Here is a 19,130-nt window from a genome sequence, read left to right as displayed (position 1 = left end):
TTGCCTAAAACAATTTTGCTATTTAATAATGATATCTTAACCTTATTAGAGCTTATCATTGAAAATATCTTATATGGTGACAAAATATTATTAGTATTCAATAATATACTATGTGTTTCAAAATCTTATTTCAAATAGATTTGTGAATCTTAACAAACTGTTAAACCATTCAAACACATTTAAGATGAAAAGAAAAATAGTACAGACTGCGCTACTGATATTGTTCGGTTTGGTCGCAGGTCAGGTCTTTGCCCAGCAAGAAGTCAGTGGTACAGTACAAGATGCCGAAGGGATCGTACTGCCAGGGGTGACGGTCTTGCTTAAAGGTACGACCCAGGGGGCTACTTCCGATTTTGATGGTAATTATGCTATTACCGTACCCGGGGACGACTCGATTCTGGTATTTTCCTATATAGGAATGCAGACCAAAGAAGTAATTGTGGGCAATCGCTCTCGTATCGACGTTACTTTGGAAGAGTCTTCAGAGCAATTGGACGAGGTTGTGGTAACGGCCTTGGGAATTTCAAGGGAGAAAAAATCACTAGGTTATGCCGTCAGTGAAATTGATGGAGATGCCATTGATAATGTACCCCAAGAAAACGCACTGAACGCACTGTCCGGAAAGGTTTCGGGGGTTGCCATCAATAGTACAGGGGCGCCAGGATCATCCGTTAGCATGGTCATTCGGGGAGCCACCTCGCTTTCAAGTGATAATCAGCCTTTATTTGTAATCGATGGGGTGCCCGTTTTCAATTCACTGAACAATGTGGGCGGTGTCGGGCGTGATAACCGGGTGGATTATGGAAATGCCATTTCCGACATCAATACCGACGATATTGAAAGTATGACCATTCTTAAAGGAGCCAGTGCTGCGGCGCTCTATGGCTCTAGAGCGGGTAATGGAGTGGTACTGATTACTACTAAATCAGGAAAGGCAAAAAAGGGATTGGGGGTAACTATCAATTCCAGTACTGTGTTCGATATTCCGTACCGTTATTTAGATACGCATAGAAAATTTGCAGCAGGTTCAAGGCCTTACACGCCAGATAATTTTCCGTCGAATAGCTATGGGGCAATTATAGTAGGAGAAACTTCATCGGCTTGGGCCGGTGCCCCTCTTGACCAAGGAATACGGGCCATACATTGGCCGTATACCGCAGAGGAAATTGCTAGCGGTGTGCCCGTGCCCAGAGAATTAAAATCGTATGATAATGCGCGTAATTTTTTCAATACGGCAATAACTTCGACAAACAATATCTCTATTCAGGACAATACGGATAAATTGAACTATCGATTATCTTATACGAATATGCAGAACAAGGGTTTTATACCCAATACTGATTTAGATAAGAACAGTATAAACCTGAACTCATCGCTTAAACTAAACGATAAAATAACCGTAAGTTCTAGTTTGAATTATACGAAGACCGCCTCTGATAACCGCCCTGCCGGAAACCGTGGTGCCAATCCTATCCAAGCCATGTACGAAATAGCACCTCACATCGATGTGCGGGGAATGAAAGATTACTGGCTGGATGGGTATGAAGGTCTTTATCAAAACTCACCTTATGCATTTGGCGATGATCCTACCGAGACCGAATGGAACAATCCATACTTTTTGGCCAATGAGGTGAACAATGGTTTTGAAAGGAATAGGTTCTACGGAAATGTAAAGGGAGACTGGTTTATCACGGATGAGTTCTCCGCTATGCTTCGTTATAATTTTGATGAGGTGAACGAAGTACGTGAATCCAAAATATCAAATGGCTATACGAACGAGATGAACGGAGCTTATGGTATTACCGATATATTTCGAAATGAGATTAACGTTGATTTCTTGCTCACGTATTCCAAAAAACTGACCAACTGGGACTTTTCTGTATCCTTTGGTGGTAACAAACGGGTCAATAGAACTTCAACCGTGAGGAACGCGACCAAAGACCGTGGTCAAGGGCTTTTGACACCGAACCTCTTCACCTTGGCCAATATCGCTCCTGAAAACTTGGATTATAATTCCTATTCCTCAGAAAAACAAGTAAATAGCTTATATGGCCTGGCAAGTATCGGTTTTAGGGATATGTTCTATATTGATGTAACAGGAAGAAACGACTGGTCGAGCACTTTGCCTAGTGGAAACAATTCTTACTTCTATCCTTCGATATCTTCAAGTTTATTGGTCAACAAGGCCTTAAATTTGGGAGGGGCAGTTTCGCTTATAAAACTCCGCGCTGGTTATGCAGAGGTGGGTAACGATACAGATCCTTATAATCTTGAACCCATCTTAAATAGTGGAAATTCGTGGAATGGGGGATCCTTGTTGTCCGTACCGGGTAATCTTCTTAACCCCGAATTGAAGCCTGAATCCCAAAATTCTTGGGAAGTGGGTGCCGATTTCGCCTTTTTCAACAATAGATTACGTTTTGACGCTACCTATTACAAGAGTGAGAACAGAAATCAGATATTTCCGGTCAACACTCCGATTTCGTCAGGCTATAATTCGAAATTTATTAATGCCGGTCTGCTCACAAGTGAAGGTATCGAGGCCGGTCTCAATGCAACTATTATAACCAACAACGACTGGCAATGGGATATGGGTTTTATATTTAACCGTAACCGAACCAGGGTCGAAGAATTGGCCGACGGCATGAATTCCATAACCTTATGGACAGATGCCCGTGGAGGTGCTATTACTTGGTTGGGAGAGGAAATTGGTAATATTTTCGATGCCGCTATGGTTCGTGTGGAAGACCCTAACTCGCCTTACTTCGGCTGGCCTATTATAGATGATGAGGGCTTTGAAAGTAGTGATCGAACAAGGGAAGACGAAAATGGTAAGAGAGTCGCGCCCATTATCGGGAATTTCAATCCAGACTTTAATGTAGGTATGACCACGAGTGCATCTTACAAGAACTGGTCCATTTCAATGAACTTCGATTGGCGTAAAGGGGGGCAATTCGTTTCACAGACCCATCGATATGGCGAGTCGGACATGCATACCCAGCGATGGTTGGATAAATTGCACAACTTCAACAGTGTAGGTGATATACCTGCCTATTTACGGGAGAATGCAGACGAGTTTCTTTCCCCTGATGGCGAGTTTTACGTGTTGGTTGGTGGGCCTACGGCCGAAGATGGAGGCTTTCCTGTTGAGGAGGGGGGAATAACCCTGAGCGATGGCGTATTTATGCCAGGGGTTCAGGGCGATTATGATGAGAATGGCAATTTTGTAGCTACTGCGGAGAACTTAGGAGGTCCTGGTACGATTTATACGCGGTATCAAGATCATTATGGTTGGGATTTTACAAGAAACGCCACCTTCGATGCAGATTATGTAAAATTGAGGGAAATTTCGCTGACCTACAGCATACCAACTAGGGCTATAAAACAAATTGGTTTACAGAATATGGCCATTTCATTGTTCAGTCGAAATATCATTCTATGGACTAAAGCGGACATCGGCATTGACCCAGAAATGGCCTTTCAGCCAGAATCCAATACCCAAGGGCGAAGCGGTATTCAGTTCAAGCAAGGTATTGAACGCTTTAACGTGAACCCATGGGCAATTCCGATAGGTTTTAAACTCAACGTAGGCTTCTAGTAAGTGCCATTAATTCTAAAATATGATATAATTATGAGTACTCTTAAAAAAATTGTAAAACCACTTTTGACGGTATGCATTTTGTTCGCACTCTCTTGCGATAATGACATTACCGACATCAATACTAATCCGAACGGGGTGAATTTAGAAGAGGCAAACCCCAGCTTTCTGTTGTCCGATGTGATGGTGAGTACCGCCATGGATATTGGCAACAAAGGATACAGTGAACCCTTAGCAGCTTTTGTGCAATACATTCAGAAAGATTCATGGGGAAATAACGAATACAACTGGTCAGGTAGTGGCTGGGAGACCTATTATAATACGCTTCGAACCGCCGATTTGGCCCTAGAGCGGTCAAAAGAATCCGGTTATGTTTTTCATGAAGCGGTCGCTATGATCTTAAAGGCACATAATTATGCCTTGCTGACCGATTTCTATGGAGATGTGCCTTACACTGAGGCGTTACAGGGTGACGGAGAGATTAATCTACCAAAGTATGACTCTCAGGAGTCAGTGTACAAAGGGGTTATTGCTGATATAGAGTCTGCTTCCGCGATGCTGTCCGCTAACCGGGGTGGCTTGGAGGTATTTGCACCTTCCCAAGATATATTTTTTGGAGGAGATGCCGATAAATGGATAAAATATGCCAATTCTTTGGCACTTCGGTACTACATGAGGCTATCTGAAAAAGACCCTTCTTTTGCCGGTGCCGGCGTACAGAAAACTCTGGCTTTACCATTAATATCAAGTGTAGATGAAGAATGTGCGATACCTTATTTAGGTATAAGCCCAGGTGACTCACAACCAAGTAACGCCCAAAGTGGTACGCCTTCTACCTTTCTACGGGTAAAGCCCTGTGCTACCCTCACCTATAAATTGGCCGAACTTGATGATCCCAGAAGGGAAATATGGTTTGATGCGGTTGAAATTCCAATTAAGGTGGTAGCTGCTGCTGATGTACCTGGAGGCGGAGATGATGTGGTCGAAGGGGGCGTCCGATATATCAATGAAGATATTCTCGCCGACAACAATTTCACGATTTACGACCCTGAGACTTGGTTCGAAGACAGAAAGGCAGGATTGACCATGATTGATACGAATAGTGTATATGTAGGTATTCCGGTATCGAACCAAGGTACCGAACCCTATACCTACAATTTAAACCCTAACCCTGTTCAGGGTGGGGGTAACGTGCACGTATCCTTGATGAACCCTATGTTCAACGAACCTTCAGGGCCTAATTTAAAGGCTAGAGTATTCTCCTATGCCGAACTTTGTTTCTTGAAGGCGGAGGCCGCTTTGAAAGGCTGGGGTTCAGATGCCGAGGATAATTATAATAAAGGAGTCCAGGCCTCATTGGAAACATGGGGTATCGGTGACCGATTCGATGACTATATAGACAATGACGGTGTAGTATTTAACGGTACGTTGGAACAAATTATGGAACAAAAATGGATTGCGAATTTCTCCTCTGCTTCGGAAGCCTATCTTGATTGGAGACGTACAGGCTTACCAGACCTTCGCCCAGGACCGTTCGCTAGATCGGCGGTGATTCCTGTTCGTTTCGTATATCCAACGGAAAACAGTACCCTAAACAGGGAAAATTATTATTCGGCCTTGAACAGTTTAGAGGCGACCGAGTACACCGATGATGTACCCGGATATATCGAAAACGATACACCATGGTCAAAACCATGGATCTTACAGGGTGTCGACAAACCTTGGTAATGGAATAGGACCGTATTTATAGCAGTGTTCTTTGTTAATTGAGTTAGTTTTAAATTACCCGGGGAGACTCGGGTAATTTTAGTTATACACTATTTTTTACGTATTTAGAGGTGAAAAAATAAGCTGATACACTGGAATTAAAAAGTTAACAATGTATAGAGCATTTTCACTGGATTATTTTTTGTAGAACAAGGTAGATTTCGTTTAGAAGGCTTTCGGTAGTTAAGATTTTTGGAAAAAATATATTAATGGAGAAAAAAAATAGAATACGGAATAAAAGGTTACGGATGGTACTAGCCTTCTTGCTGGTTGTTAATCTTTCTTGTTCTGAACATACGGAGGAGGTCTGTAATATGACCGATGCGACTATTCTAATTTCCGAGAATATAAAAACGCCCTTTGACACCACCACCGCCGATATTCTAATTGAGGAAATCGAAAAAAGAACAACGCTTCGACTTTCCGTTGAAGAGACATGGAAGAATAGACCTATTATAGCCTTGGCCTTGCAGGACGATAAAGACATTCGAGGGTTGATGATACCGAAGGCCGAAAATGAACATACGGTTCGATTAGAAAAGGAAGGGTTCCGGCTTCAACATCTTCTGATAGAGGGCCAACATGTCATTTTGATTACGGGTGCCGACATCAGAGGGGTGCTTTACGGTATCGGCAAGTTTTTAAGAATTCTGGAAACGTCCAAAGGAAATATATCCGTCAAAAGCGATCTCGATGTTAAGGCCACACCGAAATATGCGCTGAGAGGACATCAATTCGGATATCGTAATACGGCCAACTCATGGGACTCATGGACGGTAGAACAGTTCGACCAGCACTTTCGGGAGCAGGTCTTATTCGGTGCGAATAGCTTTGAAAATATCCCTTTTCAAGACCCGAATTCCAGTGTACATTTCAAGATCGACCCGCAGCAAATGGAAGTTAAATTAAGTAAGATTTGTGCTAAATATGATGTCGGCTATTGGGCTTGGACCCCGGCTCCTGAAGATTTGACCGCGAAAAATGCCCATGAAATAGGTCTCCAAGAGCAAGAGGAATTTTATGCAAGGTGTCCAAGGTTGAACGGTATTTTTGTGCCCGGTGGTGATCCTGGTGAGAACCATCCCTCTGTATTAATCCCTTATTTGGAAGATTTGTCGAAAATCTTGCTTAAATACCACCCTAATGCCGGTATTTGGGTATCACTTCAGGGTTTTAATGAGGAGAAGACCACTTATTTCTTCGAATATTTAAAAAACAATAAACCGGACTGGTTGCGAGGTTTGGTGAATGGTCCAAGTAGTCCGCCTTTGGCCTTTGAGCGATCCCAATTACCCAAAAAATATCAATATCGATTTTATCCCGATATCACCCATACCGTGAGATGTCATTATCCGGTAGAACGTTGGGATCAGGCGTACGCGTTGACCTTGGGCAGGGAGCCCTGCAATCCACAACCTAGGCACTATGCCGAACTCTTTAGAAGGGATGTGCCTCATACCGATGGATTTATAACCTATTCCGATGGGTCTCACGACGATTTGAATAAGGTGGTATGGAGTCAGCTCGGTTTTGACTCCGACATGGAAGTAAAAAACATTGTATCGGAATATTGTCGGTTTTTCTTTGGTAGTGATGTAGTAGAAGAAGCCACCGAAGGTATTTTTTCACTTGAAAAAAATTGGGAAGGCCCATTATTGGGAAATGTAACGGTTAAAAATACGTTAGGCCTTTGGCAAGCACTCGAAAGGGAACATGCTACGATGAACAGTTCGAATTGGCGCTGGCAACAACTCATCATGCGTGCCTATTATGATGCCTATATCCAAGACCGTTTGACCTACGAAAAAAAATTGGAGGAAAATGTGTATAAAATTTTGGCAGAGGCAAAGAACCTTGGGGCAGATGAGGCCATGGCAAAGGCATTGCAAGAGCTAGAGAAAGTCGATAAGACCAAAGTATCCCCACACTTACGGGAAAAAGTATTCCAATATGCGGAAGCTCTTTTCGAGTCCATCGGGGCTCAGACCAGTGTTCCGAAATACGGAGCCCGAAGTGCAGAGCGAGGGGCCATTCTTGACTTTATCGATTATCCGCTAAATAACCGATGGTGGCTCGAAGATCAGTTCAAAGACATCTCACAGTATAAGACCGAGAAGGCCAAGCTCGAAAGGTTGGATTTTATCAGGACCTATGAACATCCCGGTGAAGGAAGTTTTTATGATAATATTTCAAGTGCCGATGCACAACACGTTACTTCGGAGACCGATGATGCTATTGATTATCTTTGGGAGAATGACGGCCGTAGCAGAAAGCGACTATCTACCCAACTTTTTCAGTTCACGCCGACCTTGTCGTACGAAAACTTGGAACCAAAAGTCAATTATATGATACGAGTGTCGGGTTTAGGGGAAGCTCTATTGAGGGCCAATGGCGAACGATTGAAACCCACAAAGTATGAAAAAGGGTTCGAAGAATTCAAGGAATTTCCAGTGCCGGCAGATTTGATTGAAGAGGGTAGATTGAAGATTAGTTTTGATAAACCGGATGAAGAGCATCTCAATTGGAGAAAGCAATCGAGGGTTACCGACGTTTGGTTATTGAAGCAATGAGCCGTTGTGCTTGCTTACGGCAAATAGTAGTATCTACAAAAACAGAATGTATGCGTTTTCCGATGGATGTTGTTTTGATTTTTGCCATTAGTATAGCTAGCTGTCAGTCATCAACAAAAAAAAATGAACCTATTGCTATGGAGCGCCAGTTAACCAATTCACCAAAAACGCATGCGCTAGACAACAACGACAATTTCTCTCCGGATGGTGCTTATTTATGTTATGATACCCGGTATATGGTTTTCAATACTAATCTAGCGAATTGTAAGTCTATTGAGAAAGTAGGCATAAGCACGGGTGTCGAAACCGTTTTATGGGAGCCAGAATCCGTGTCGGGTGAAAATGCGGCCCCAGGTGTTGCGGCCGTCTCCTATCATCCCAGTCAAAATAAGGTTGTTTTTATACATGGCCCACAGTTGGAAGAAGTGAAGACACGCGGGTATTACGATATCAGAAACAGAAATGGAGCCATGGTAGATGGAGACGGTGGAGGAAATTTGACCGTGTTAGATTTTAGAGACGTGGCTATCGATAGACCTACGGTGCCCGGTGCTCATCGTGGCGGTACCCATCGACATGAATTTTCTAAAAATGGACAGCGCATCGGGTTTACTTATGACGATTACCTTTTACCAGAATACGGTAGAACGATCGGATATATGGAACGTCATCCTGAAGCTCCCAAAGGGTATGAGTATTATTTCTCGGTTTTGTTGCGTCCCGTTAAGTCAGGAACATCAAAACCAGGGGAGATAGAAAGGGCCTATGGGGATTCTTGGATCGATTCGTTGGGTACGAAAAGGGCTTTTATTGGAAAGGTAAGGGCCGAAAACGGTATCGACTACGAAAATTCCCTGTTTGTGGCCGAAATACCCGAGAGCACAGATATAACCACAGCGTTCTCGGGTGATGTCAATACGTATCCCACACCTCCCAAGGGCGTCACCATTCGTAGATTGACCCATAGTATCCATGATGAAGGCATTGTAAGAGGGTCTTACGATGGTCGAAGAATTGCGTACCTATCGGTCGATTCGAAGGGCGTATTACAGGTTTTTGTAATACCTGTCGAAGGTTCCGATACTTCAGAAGATACCGTTATGCGCCCCAAACAGGTGACCCATTTCGATAGTAATGCAGGGTATGTGCGATGGCACCCTTCAAATGATTGGCTTTTTTCGATAAGCAGAGGTAAAGTATACGCCAGTTACGTAGGTGATTTATCAGTTTTCGGGAAATCGATTTTGTTGACTCCGGATAACCTTCAGAGGGAGGCCTTGGTCGTATCACCGGATGGAAAACTATTGGCTTATAACGTAGGTGTCGAAGATTTAACCACTTCCAGAACCATTGATGGGCACAAGGAGCACGAGTATCTACAGATTTTCACCCTCTCGATCGAGGGCCTACTTGAACCCTAGTCACATTTAGTAATTGGGTAAAAAGCAATATCTTACTGCTGCAATCAAGAAATAGTATGCCAACACCCCGAATTCGAAGACAATTGTGTTCCATTCACTACGCAACAAGAATACCATGGATCGGTGTTCTTTGCCTTTTTATTGCCTGTACCCATGTCGACAGCGACATTAAGATTACACAGCGACAATTGGTTTATCCTGTACTAAAAAGCACCGATAGTACCCTAGTACTTCGTATCGATATCGTGAAGAACGATTCACTTTTGGAAAGAACCCTTAAAGAGGTGGTCCTAACTATGAAGGGTACCACTGATTTGGGGGATATCGCATCAGTAGCGATGTATTATAATGAAGGTAATGATACTGTACTATCCAAAAATAGCAAGGTATTCGCTACGAGTGAAGATGTCGCTCCTCACATTCGTTTACATGGAAATTTAAACTTGAAAAATATACATAATTATTTCTGGCTAACGGTCAGTCTCAGCGAGTCGGCCGATATAACGCATAAAATCAGTGTGCAATCCAAAGGAATTATTACCGATATCGGAGAGGCCAAACCGGATAGCTTATCGAATCCAAAACATCTAAGAATGGGTATAGCCCTGCGAAAGCACGGTGACGACGAGGTACACACCTATAGAATTCCAGGGCTGGTCACTACCAACAAAGGTACTTTGTTGGCCTCTTACGATGTGAGAAGAAATAGTGGTCGTGATTTACAGGGCAATATCGATATCGGTATTAGTCGAAGCACCGATGGAGGTACTACATGGCAGCCCATGATCATTGCCCTTGACAAGGGAAGCTGGGGCGGCCTGCCCGAGAAATATAACGGGGTCAGCGATGCCAATATATTGGTGAATACCACTAATGGAGACATTTTCTTAGCTGGTTTATGGATGCACGGAGTCATTAACGAAGAAGGGAAGTGGGTGACCCATTTGACTAAAGATTCTACAAATTGGAACCATCAATGGCGCAATAAAGGGTCGCAGCCAGGTTTTGGGGTAAAGCAAACCTCCCAATTTCTAATTTCAAAAAGCTCCGATGATGGAAAAACGTGGAGTGAACCTTTAAACTTGACCGAAATGTGCAAAAAAAGGGAATGGTGGTTATGGGCACCTGCTCCGGGAAATGGAATCACAATGAATGACGGTACATTGGTTATCCCTACACAAGGGCGAGACGAAAATGGAGTACCATTTTCAAATGTTACCTATAGTCGGAATAATGGACACACATGGAAAACAAGCGAACCGGCCTATAGCAATACTACAGAGTGTGCGGTAGTCGAATTGAGCGATGGAATTTTGATGTTAAACATGCGCGATAATAGAAACAGGGAGAATAAAGGGGTGACCAATGGAAGGGCCATTGCCGTCACCAACAACCTCGGAAAAAGCTGGACGGAACATAGCACTTCGCACGGTGGGCTTCAGGAGCCCGTATGTATGGCCTCGTTATATAAGCATAATTTTATTCGGGAGGGAAAGAAAAAGTCGGTACTCCTCTTTTCGAACCCAAACTCGAAAAATGGCCGACACCATATCACGATTAAGGCCAGTCTCGATAATGGCAAGACTTGGCCTCAAAAATATTGGACGTTATTGGATGCCGGACAGGGTAGGGGCTATTCCAGTCTAACGAGCATCGACGAAGATACCATTGGAATTTTATATGAAAGTAGCCAGGCCGATATGACTTTTCAGAAAATTCCGTTGGCCGACATTCTCGATATTGATGCTTCCGTCAACTGAATATAATGCTCTTTTATGGGGTCTCAGGGCTACTGATAACTCCGAGATAACGGCCCATCCAGTAGGGAAGCAACCAAATATCCCCAGCGGAATATTCTTCCCTTCCGTCCCTGCCTTCACGGTCTAATCGAAACATATTCGCATTATGACGCTGTATCGGTCGTTCATCGGGCGGAAGCACTTCTTCAGTGGTTTGTTCCCTAAAATTGGGAGCGATAAAGTCAATATCTTTTCGATGGCTGTTTTTTATATTCCAGGAAATTAAATCCATGGGGTGTTCACGAAGATACCATGCGGCCTCTTCAAGGTCGAATGTAGGAGTTCCCGTGAGTGCGGTCATTATATTCCATAGCCCTTCTTTTTCAGGTCGTTCGGCTTCCCAATGGTCAATGATGGCTTCCTTGTATTTGGTCTTTAAAGAATCGTTGAATGCGTATCGGTAAAGCCCCCAATACCCTACAAAATACATTTCGTCATCGGAATGGTTCCAGGATTCAGAAAGCATTTTGCTCCAGTCATCGGCCTCTTCCGGGGCTTTTCCTATGTCAGCCATCGGTCGCATCAGGTTGTCAAGGTAGCCATGGTTTTCCATCAGGTCGAAAGCCTTAGCCTTATACTTTTCCTTGCCGGTAAAATGATAGGCGGTCTGTAGCATTCCGATAATGTTAGAGGAGTTGATTTTGCGGTCCCCTACCATTTTAGGTCTGGCATTGACATATTCGGGGTTCCATTTGCCCCACGTGGTCGGTTCCCCGTCGTAATCTACAAGATAGAGGTCATTCCTGATTACGTGGCTCATCAAGGTATCAATGAGGGTAATCGCGCGATCTTTCAGGTCGTTGTCCATGATTTCTGCCAAAACGCCAAAGGCGAAAATATGACCGATCGCTTCGTCACTACTGGTCGTGGCTTTCCAGTCCCATTCGGGGTCGTCACTGTTTTGCCAACGCTCAGGATCGTGCAATTTATCGATGTAACCGCTACGGTCGAACGAGCGCGAAGGGAATCCAGGAACGGGATTAATGCTAAAAAGACGTTCCATGGCCTCCATGGACTCCCTACAGTTTTGAAGGGCTTCCTCAGATTGGGTCACCTCGTACCGAAAGGCCTGTCCGGCCAAATACATAGTCGTCCATAGACCGTCATTATCTGAATCTGAAAGTCTTCCCGAGTCCACATTACCTTCCTCAAGATCCGTTAAGGTGGCATTAAAGCCATATCTGATATGCCGATCACGTACTTGACTTTCAAAATATTGTGCCTTTTCAAGTAACGTCATATCTTTGAAGATGATATGGCCAAGTCCCTTATCGGTCAATACCAATACAGAATTGTCCGGCCCTTTGGAAATATGTGTTACTACGTTGCCTGGAAGCCAGCGTTTGCCATAATAGTAATCGAACCTACCATCACTCCTCAATTTAAAGGCCCCTGCTGTCGAACCGAACCATAGATTTTCCCCTATGGCTTCTACCCAAGTAAGGTCGGTAGCCGGAAGTCGGGTAATGGGTCCTTCGATGACCTCCATAGTAGCCGTATTCACTTTTACGTAGCCTTCCGAGGTGGCGATGATTATTCTATCCTCAAAGAAGTCAAAGGCGGTCATTTGCCAATTAAATCGGTTGGTCTCAAAAGTCTTAGTCTTGGTGTCGAAACTAGAAATACTCCTTTCTCCCAATATATAAAAAGTCTTTTCAGAAGGCATATAACGAATCTGCAAAACTGTATCATCGAATAATGGTTCTGACCATGCGGCTTTGTGTTCTGACAAAAACTGAAGCTGGGTCCCATCACTGATCATGAAATCAAAATTTTCCCCGGGAGCAATTATATGTGCGTTCGGTAATTCGTGTTTGATGTACAGTTTGCCTGCCCACGCATTGCTCAATACAGCTTTGTCGTCAAGTAAGACAAATTGGTCTTGAAACAGAGTCAGCCCTTTGATCTTTTTATCGGAAATGGGGCGGTAGGTATGGTCTTTGGTCAAGGCACCGGGATAGAGAAACTGCCCATCATGGGTGCGCAGTAGCCCCTCTGTAGACAACGTTTTTACCACTTTATTTCTATCGGCAAACACTTTGGAGATGTTTAGGCCTTCTTCAACCGAGTATTTGATACTATAATCTTGTTCAAAGGGGTGGTCCTTATACACGGGAAGCGTGGCGGTCTCTGTGGTCTTGCTGTCATGCTGTTCACATGCACCTAGCGCAAGGGCGATCAGAATAAAAAGGAGGCCTGGATAATCGATAATTTTTCTCATAATTTGAAAAGGATAGGATTTTGGTGAATGGTATTCGCAAATTAACCGTATTTCAAAGCCCCATACTTCTCAAATGTTATTTGCTTTGCATGATATTTTGACCAAAAAAATCCAATATCCTTATTTTATAAAGAAAACGGGTTAGTAAAAATGAACTTTATCAATACCTATTTAAATCGCGCTTCACCCGAAATGTGGTTTTAGTGCCTTGCACGATATAGATGGGTTGTGGTTCAGTTCGCTATGTATAATTACTTCTATGGAATATTGTCTTTATTGCTTTGATTTGACTCAATAGTAAAATCATTTGGTCAATATATAACGCAAATGCGATAAAATAAAGGTAACGTAAGTCCCAGTAAGGCCTATCTTTGTTATTGATATTCTATATAAAGACAATTTTCTTTAAGATGTATCGATTTAAAATTCTTAAAATCATAAGATGAAAATAGTAGTTCTTGATGGGTTTACATTGAATCCGGGCGATTTGGATTGGGCTACCCTCGAAGCCTTAGGTGAACTGACGGTATATGATAGAACCGACTATGAAGAAGCTGACATAATCGTCGCTATTGGCGATGCTGAAGCCATTTTTACCAATAAAACGCCCTTGTCCAAAGGGGTACTCGAAAAAACGCGGACGGTAAGATATATAGGTGTTCTGGCCACGGGCTATAATGTCGTCGATATAGAAACGGCCAAAAATTTGAATATTACCGTTACCAATGTACCCACCTATGGTACGCAGGCAGTGGCCCAAATGACTATGGCCCTCCTGTTGGAAATGTGCCACCACGTGGGAGAGCACAATAGGGCCGTTCAAAATGGACAATGGGCAAAGAGCAAAGACTTTTGTTTTTGGAATTATCCATTGGTCGAGCTCGATGGCAAGACCATGGGCATCGTGGGTTTTGGAAGAATAGGTCAAGCGACCGCCAAATTAGCTAGGGCTTTCGGCATGCGTATCCTAACAACGGGCAGTAGTACCAAGCCAGAACCTAAAGAAGAAGGATATCATTATGTTTCGCTCGAAGAATTACTGGCCCAATCTGATGTCGTTAGCTTGCATTGTCCCTTAAACGAAGAGACGGAAGGAATGATCAATGCTAATTCCATAGCTACGATGAAAGAGGGTGTTCTGTTTATAAATACGTCGAGGGGGCAATTGGTCAATGAGGAAGATCTTAAAAAAGGTCTTGAAAAAGGGAAAATAGCTTATGCCGCAGTTGATGTAGTTTCACAAGAGCCGATAGCTCAAAACAATCCCTTGTTAGGTGTTGAGAATTGTATAATTACCCCTCATATCTCCTGGGCTCCTAGAGCTTCGAGAAACCGATTAATGACCACGGCTATCGCTAATTTCAAGGCATTTATCTTGGGCCGGCCGGAGAATGTTGTGAACGGCTAGGATATTTTTACTAATACTGATGGAAATCATTTATGGGAACCGACCTACTACAACTACTGAACCAAGGCGAGAAAATATACGGTACCTGTATCGTTTCCACGTCGCCCATTTGGTCCAAAGGGGTCAAAGACCTCGACCTCGACTTTGTATTCATCGATACCGAGCATCTGCCTATCGACAGAAACGAACTGACCCAGTTATGCCAAGTTTACGATGCACTGGGCCTGGTGCCCATCGTTAGAATATCAAGTCCGGACCCTTTTTTGGCGTGTATGGCTCGAGATGCCGGGGCCCTTGGGGTGTTGGCGCCGTACATCGAAGAGGTAGATCAGGTAAGACAATTGGTCGGGGCTACGAAATATAGACCCTTGAAAGGGAAAGCCTTGTCGAGGGTACTAGAAAGTAGGGAGGTTTTATCGCCCGAGCTTAGCACCTATTTTCGAAAATATAACGCAGGAAGTATATGTCTAATAAATATTGAAAGTATTACCGCTGTTGAAAATTTAGATGATATGCTTGCCGTAGAAGGTTTGGATGGTGTGATAATAGGTCCTCATGACCTCTCCATTAATATGGGGCTGCCGGAGCAATACGAACATCCAAATTTTAAGAAGACCGTAGAAAAAATTATTTCTATGGTAAAAAACTGCAATAAGGCGGTGGGAATCCATTTCCCTTCGGGAACCGAAAGGCAAATTGAGTGGGCGGGTAAAGGCGCCAATATTATTCTGCATAGCTCCGATCTCTTCCTTTTCAGGGAGAAACTTAGGGAAGACCTTTACAAAATAAAGAAAGGTATCGGTGATACGGTCGGCCCAGACAAAGATTCGAACCTGGCGATATAAACCTAGAGATAATGAATGCATCAAAGCAATGAATATAAAAGGTCTAAGAACATCTCGATTTCTTTTGATATGTATGCTCTTCACGGTCCATTTGAATGCGCAAACCCTTGATTTGAGCCAGGCAAAGATCGTTTGTTTAGAAAAGAATAATGCATTAATATCAAAAGCCATTGCTGTTCTCAGTGAAGAGATAACAAAGAGAAGTGGTGTGAAACTGCCTCTTTCGAGGCATTGGGGTGCGGCAGAAGAGGCGAAAATAGTCGTGGCACTAAATGGGCAGCTTACACAGATACCGAAAAGACATCAAGAGCTTGTAGCCTCTATGGCGAGCATCGGTAGCGAAGGATATAAGGTGGTAGTAGATAGTGTAACCCATACGGTACTGGTCGTAGGGTTCGATGCCCGGGGGGTTTTATATGGTGTCGGTAAACTCTTGCGAAAAATGGAAATTGATGGTAAAGGTATTCGGGTACCCTTGACCCTGAATGTAGCTTCTAGCCCCAAATACCCGATTCGAGGGCATCAGTTGGGTTATCGCCCTAAAACGAATGCTTATGATGCTTTTACCATTGGCCGTTTTGATCAATACATTCGCGATTTGGCCATCTTTGGAGCGAACAGCATTGAAATTGTTCCACCGCGTACCGATGATGACTTTAGCAGTGTTCACATGAAGATTCCGGCCATCGAAATGATACGTGAACAATCACGTATTGCCGATAGCTATGGTATGGATGTCTGGATGTGGTATCCTAATATGGGAACCGATTATGTGCATCCTGACTCGGTACAGGTAGAAATCAATGAACGGCACAAGGTTTTTAAGTCCCTTCCTAGATTGGATGCCCTATTCGTTCCAGGCGGAGATCCGGGCGATTTGGATCCCGATACGCTGTTCGCTTGGCTCGAGAAAGAAGCGGTAATTTTACGCACCTATCATCCTCGAGCTAAAATATGGGTTTCACCACAAGTTTTCAGACCTAACGATGTCTGGTACGATGCCTTTTACCGACATGTTGGCAAATCTTATGACTGGTTCGGGGGACTTGTGTTCGGTCCTTGGATAAAAACACCCCTTGAGACCATTCGCGAAAGGGTAGGCCCCGAGATTCCTATTCGAAGATATCCAGATATTACCCATAGCCTAAGCAGTCAATATCCTGTTCCAAAATGGGATTTGGCGTATGCCATAACCCTGGGTCGTGAATGCATCAATCCTAGGCCTAACGATGAGAAAATGATTCATAATGCCCTTGATGAGCTTGCTCAGGGAAGTATCAGTTATTCAGAGGGTACGAACGATGATGTTAATAAATTTGTTTGGAGCGACCAAGATTGGGATCCAAGTACCCCGGTGATGGAGACCTTACGGGACTACGCCCGCTTTTTCATGGGTTATGATTTTACGGAAAGTGTGGCCCAAGGCCTTATGGCTTTGGAACATAATTTACAGGGAAGCTTATTGACCAATGAAAATACGGAACGCACGCTAATACAGTGGCAAAAGATGGCTTCCCAAGCTCCAGTACAGGTTTTGAATAACTTTCGTTTTCAAATGGGGCTGCTTCGGGCTTACTTCGATGCCTATCAATATAGAAGATTGGTGTATGAAACCGCACTCGAAAGGCGTGCCCGGGAACACTTGGAAAACGCGGCGCGGATAGGTTCACGTCAAAGTGTGATGGAAGCTACAAAGACCTTGAGGCTGGCCAAAGAAAAACCGGTTCAAACCTTTTGGAAGGAAAAAATACTCGAGTTGGGCGACGATCTTTTTGAGAGTATAGGCGCACAATTGACGGTAGGAAGGCATGCCGCGGCCGAGGGAAGGGGAAATTTTATCGATAATATTGACCTGCCTTTGAACGATGCGCCTTGGATAATACATGAGTTGGAAGCTATTGAAACGATGAGCGATGAAAAAATAAGACTCAAGGCCATTGATCGTATATTGAAACGTACAGATCCAGGGCCAGGAGGATTTTATGATAATTTCGGATCGCCCAGAAGCTGGAAGCGTATCGTCGTAGACCGGTCTCAAGGTGAAGACCCGGGAAACCTGTCCTCACCGAGGGTCAGCTTTGGAGTGGGTATACTAGGGGAAGAATGGGTACACGAGATTACAGCAAAGGGTTTCGAAGGGCAAGCGGTTCCTTTAGCTTGGATGAAACAGATTACTACCTTGTACGATCAGCCCTTACAGATTAGGTATGATGATCTGAACCCGAAAAATAGCTATAGTATCCGGGTAGCCTACACAGGACGTTTTCGATCGAAAATGCAGCTTACCGCCGATAATCTCGTTATTCACGACTTTATGGAGACCGGAAGACAACCGATCTACGAGTTTGCCATTCCGCAAGCAGCGACCGAAGACGGCACGGTACAATTTGAATTTAGTTGTGGTGAAGGAGAACGGGGCGCACAAGTCTCAGAGGTATGGATTCTAAATACTACATTGAAAAATGAAAGATAAAAATCAAATGGAGTTAGGGAGAAGAAAATTTTTGGTTCGGTCGACCCTCGCCACTGCAGCCGTGCCTTTTTTGTCTATTTCAAGCCATGCCGAGCAACGGCAAAAAGACAAGAGCGATCCGGAGAATTCCTTCGAATTTGTATTTATGACCGACATCCATATAAAACCTGAAATGAATGCTCCCCTTGGTTTTCAAATGGCCATCGATAAAGCCAATGAACTTTCACCCGATTTTGTCATAACCGGTGGAGATCTGGTCTATGATGTGATGCGTGGAAATTTTGAAAGGAGCGATACCTTGTTCAAATTATACACTGAAATGAGCAAAGGTTTTCAAATGCCGGTCTATAACTGCATCGGAAATCACGATCTTTTTGGTATTTATGAAGAAAGTCCCGAAGATGAAAGCCATCCCGATTATAAGTATGGTATGTGGGAACGCTATTTTGGAAAGACCTACTATGCTTTTGATCATAAAGGATGGCATTTTATTACCCTGAACTCCCTAGACGTAACCGACAATAAAAGATATAAAGGCTTTTTTCACAAAGAACAACTCCAATGGTTACGCAATCATCTAAAAAAGGTAGACCGCAGTACCCCTATAGTGATCACCACTCACATACCCATGCTTTGCACGTTTTCACAACTGAATGGAAAGGAAGGTTCCAGAACGGTTGAAAATAACTTTGAAGTATTCGAAATATTCAAGGACCATAACCTGAAGGTAGTGCTCCAGGGACATATTCATTGGAAAGAATACGGTAATGCCAATGACCGTGTACAGTTTCTAACAGGCGGATCTATTGCAGGGAATGGATGGAAAGGAAGGCGCCACAATACCAAAGAGGGATTCATGAAGATAAAGGTGAGTGGTGATACCTTTTCTTGGGAATATATCGACCATGGCTGGGAGGCTGAAAGGTTGAAAATAGGTATACCCAAAGAAAAGTAAAAGGAAGTTTGCTCAGGAATCGGCATTCTTTTTTTCTTTTTGGAAAATTACATTGTAATTTAGGTAATCCCGA

Annotated in this window: 10 protein-coding genes; 9 read left to right on the top strand and 1 reads right to left on the bottom strand. The window is 43.6% G+C overall.

From position 1 onward, the window contains the following. Window positions 1-184: 184 nt before the first annotated feature. The 5 genes from F2B13_RS18235 (at window position 185) to F2B13_RS18215 (ending at window position 11,116) form a co-directional block, all read left to right on the top strand. Window positions 185-3,598, top strand: a complete 3,414-nt coding sequence (locus F2B13_RS18235) for a SusC/RagA family TonB-linked outer membrane protein (RefSeq protein WP_149275311.1) — start codon at window positions 185-187, stop codon at window positions 3,596-3,598. Between the two features lie 33 nt (window positions 3,599-3,631). Continuing rightward, window positions 3,632-5,326 carry a SusD/RagB family nutrient-binding outer membrane lipoprotein gene (locus tag F2B13_RS18230; protein ID WP_149304804.1) on the top strand — a complete coding sequence of 565 codons (1,695 nt, stop codon included), beginning with the start codon at window positions 3,632-3,634 and terminating at the stop codon, window positions 5,324-5,326. Window positions 5,327-5,574: 248 nt separating this feature from the next. Further along, on the top strand, window positions 5,575-7,935 hold the full coding sequence (locus tag F2B13_RS18225) for an alpha-glucuronidase family glycosyl hydrolase (protein ID WP_198440161.1): 2,361 nt from the start codon (window positions 5,575-5,577) through the stop codon (window positions 7,933-7,935). Window positions 7,936-7,985: 50 nt separating this feature from the next. Further along, the gene (locus tag F2B13_RS18220; protein WP_198439760.1) at window positions 7,986-9,356 is read left to right on the top strand and encodes a DUF3748 domain-containing protein; all 1,371 of its coding nucleotides are present in this window, start codon (window positions 7,986-7,988) and stop codon (window positions 9,354-9,356) included. Between the two features lie 56 nt (window positions 9,357-9,412). Next, complete coding sequence (locus F2B13_RS18215; RefSeq protein ID WP_149304803.1) at window positions 9,413-11,116, top strand: sialidase family protein; 1,704 nt, start codon at window positions 9,413-9,415, stop codon at window positions 11,114-11,116. 13 nt (window positions 11,117-11,129) lie between these two features. Here the strand turns inward: F2B13_RS18215 and F2B13_RS18210 are convergent, their stop codons facing one another. Further along, window positions 11,130-13,376, bottom strand: a complete 2,247-nt coding sequence (locus tag F2B13_RS18210; RefSeq protein ID WP_149304802.1) for a hypothetical protein — start codon at window positions 13,374-13,376, stop codon at window positions 11,130-11,132. Window positions 13,377-13,818: 442 nt separating this feature from the next. On the opposite strand from F2B13_RS18210, the gene F2B13_RS18205 reads away from it, so the two are divergent. From F2B13_RS18205 to F2B13_RS18190, 4 genes are read left to right on the top strand one after another with little or no spacing between them, the layout of a single operon-like run. Further along, window positions 13,819-14,784 carry a D-2-hydroxyacid dehydrogenase gene (locus tag F2B13_RS18205; protein ID WP_149275316.1) on the top strand — a complete coding sequence of 322 codons (966 nt, stop codon included), beginning with the start codon at window positions 13,819-13,821 and terminating at the stop codon, window positions 14,782-14,784. Between the two features lie 32 nt (window positions 14,785-14,816). Next, a complete protein-coding gene (locus F2B13_RS18200) occupies window positions 14,817-15,629 on the top strand; it encodes an HpcH/HpaI aldolase family protein (RefSeq protein ID WP_149275317.1) in 813 nt (270 codons plus the stop codon). A gap of 28 nt (window positions 15,630-15,657) precedes the next feature. Next, complete coding sequence (locus F2B13_RS18195) at window positions 15,658-18,102, top strand: hypothetical protein (RefSeq protein WP_198440160.1); 2,445 nt, start codon at window positions 15,658-15,660, stop codon at window positions 18,100-18,102. After that, a complete protein-coding gene (locus tag F2B13_RS18190) occupies window positions 18,092-19,057 on the top strand; it encodes a metallophosphoesterase family protein (protein ID WP_149275318.1) in 966 nt (321 codons plus the stop codon). Before F2B13_RS18195 ends, F2B13_RS18190 begins: the two co-directional genes overlap by 11 nt. Window positions 19,058-19,130: the final 73 nt, after the last annotated feature.

The sequence above is a fragment of the Pareuzebyella sediminis genome, from assembly GCF_008367235.1.
In the GTDB taxonomy this organism is placed as follows: domain Bacteria; phylum Bacteroidota; class Bacteroidia; order Flavobacteriales; family Flavobacteriaceae; genus Pareuzebyella; species Pareuzebyella sediminis.
The sequence above is the reverse complement of the archived record's forward strand: the minus strand, read 5'-3'. Positions and strand labels throughout refer to the sequence as shown.

What these genes read in the sequence shown, in the direction of transcription:
- F2B13_RS18235 (WP_149275311.1), top strand. Translation starts at nt 185, where the DNA reads ATGAAAAGAAAAATAGTACAGACTGCGCTACTGATATTGTTCGGTTTG.
- F2B13_RS18230 (WP_149304804.1), top strand. Translation starts at nt 3,632, where the DNA reads ATGAGTACTCTTAAAAAAATTGTAAAACCACTTTTGACGGTATGCATT.
- F2B13_RS18225 (WP_198440161.1), top strand. Translation starts at nt 5,575, where the DNA reads ATGGAGAAAAAAAATAGAATACGGAATAAAAGGTTACGGATGGTACTA.
- F2B13_RS18220 (WP_198439760.1), top strand. Translation starts at nt 7,986, where the DNA reads ATGCGTTTTCCGATGGATGTTGTTTTGATTTTTGCCATTAGTATAGCT.
- F2B13_RS18215 (WP_149304803.1), top strand. Translation starts at nt 9,413, where the DNA reads ATGCCAACACCCCGAATTCGAAGACAATTGTGTTCCATTCACTACGCA.
- F2B13_RS18210 (WP_149304802.1), bottom strand. Translation starts at nt 13,376, where the DNA reads ATGAGAAAAATTATCGATTATCCAGGCCTCCTTTTTATTCTGATCGCC.
- F2B13_RS18205 (WP_149275316.1), top strand. Translation starts at nt 13,819, where the DNA reads ATGAAAATAGTAGTTCTTGATGGGTTTACATTGAATCCGGGCGATTTG.
- F2B13_RS18200 (WP_149275317.1), top strand. Translation starts at nt 14,817, where the DNA reads ATGGGAACCGACCTACTACAACTACTGAACCAAGGCGAGAAAATATAC.
- F2B13_RS18195 (WP_198440160.1), top strand. Translation starts at nt 15,658, where the DNA reads ATGAATATAAAAGGTCTAAGAACATCTCGATTTCTTTTGATATGTATG.
- F2B13_RS18190 (WP_149275318.1), top strand. Translation starts at nt 18,092, where the DNA reads ATGAAAGATAAAAATCAAATGGAGTTAGGGAGAAGAAAATTTTTGGTT.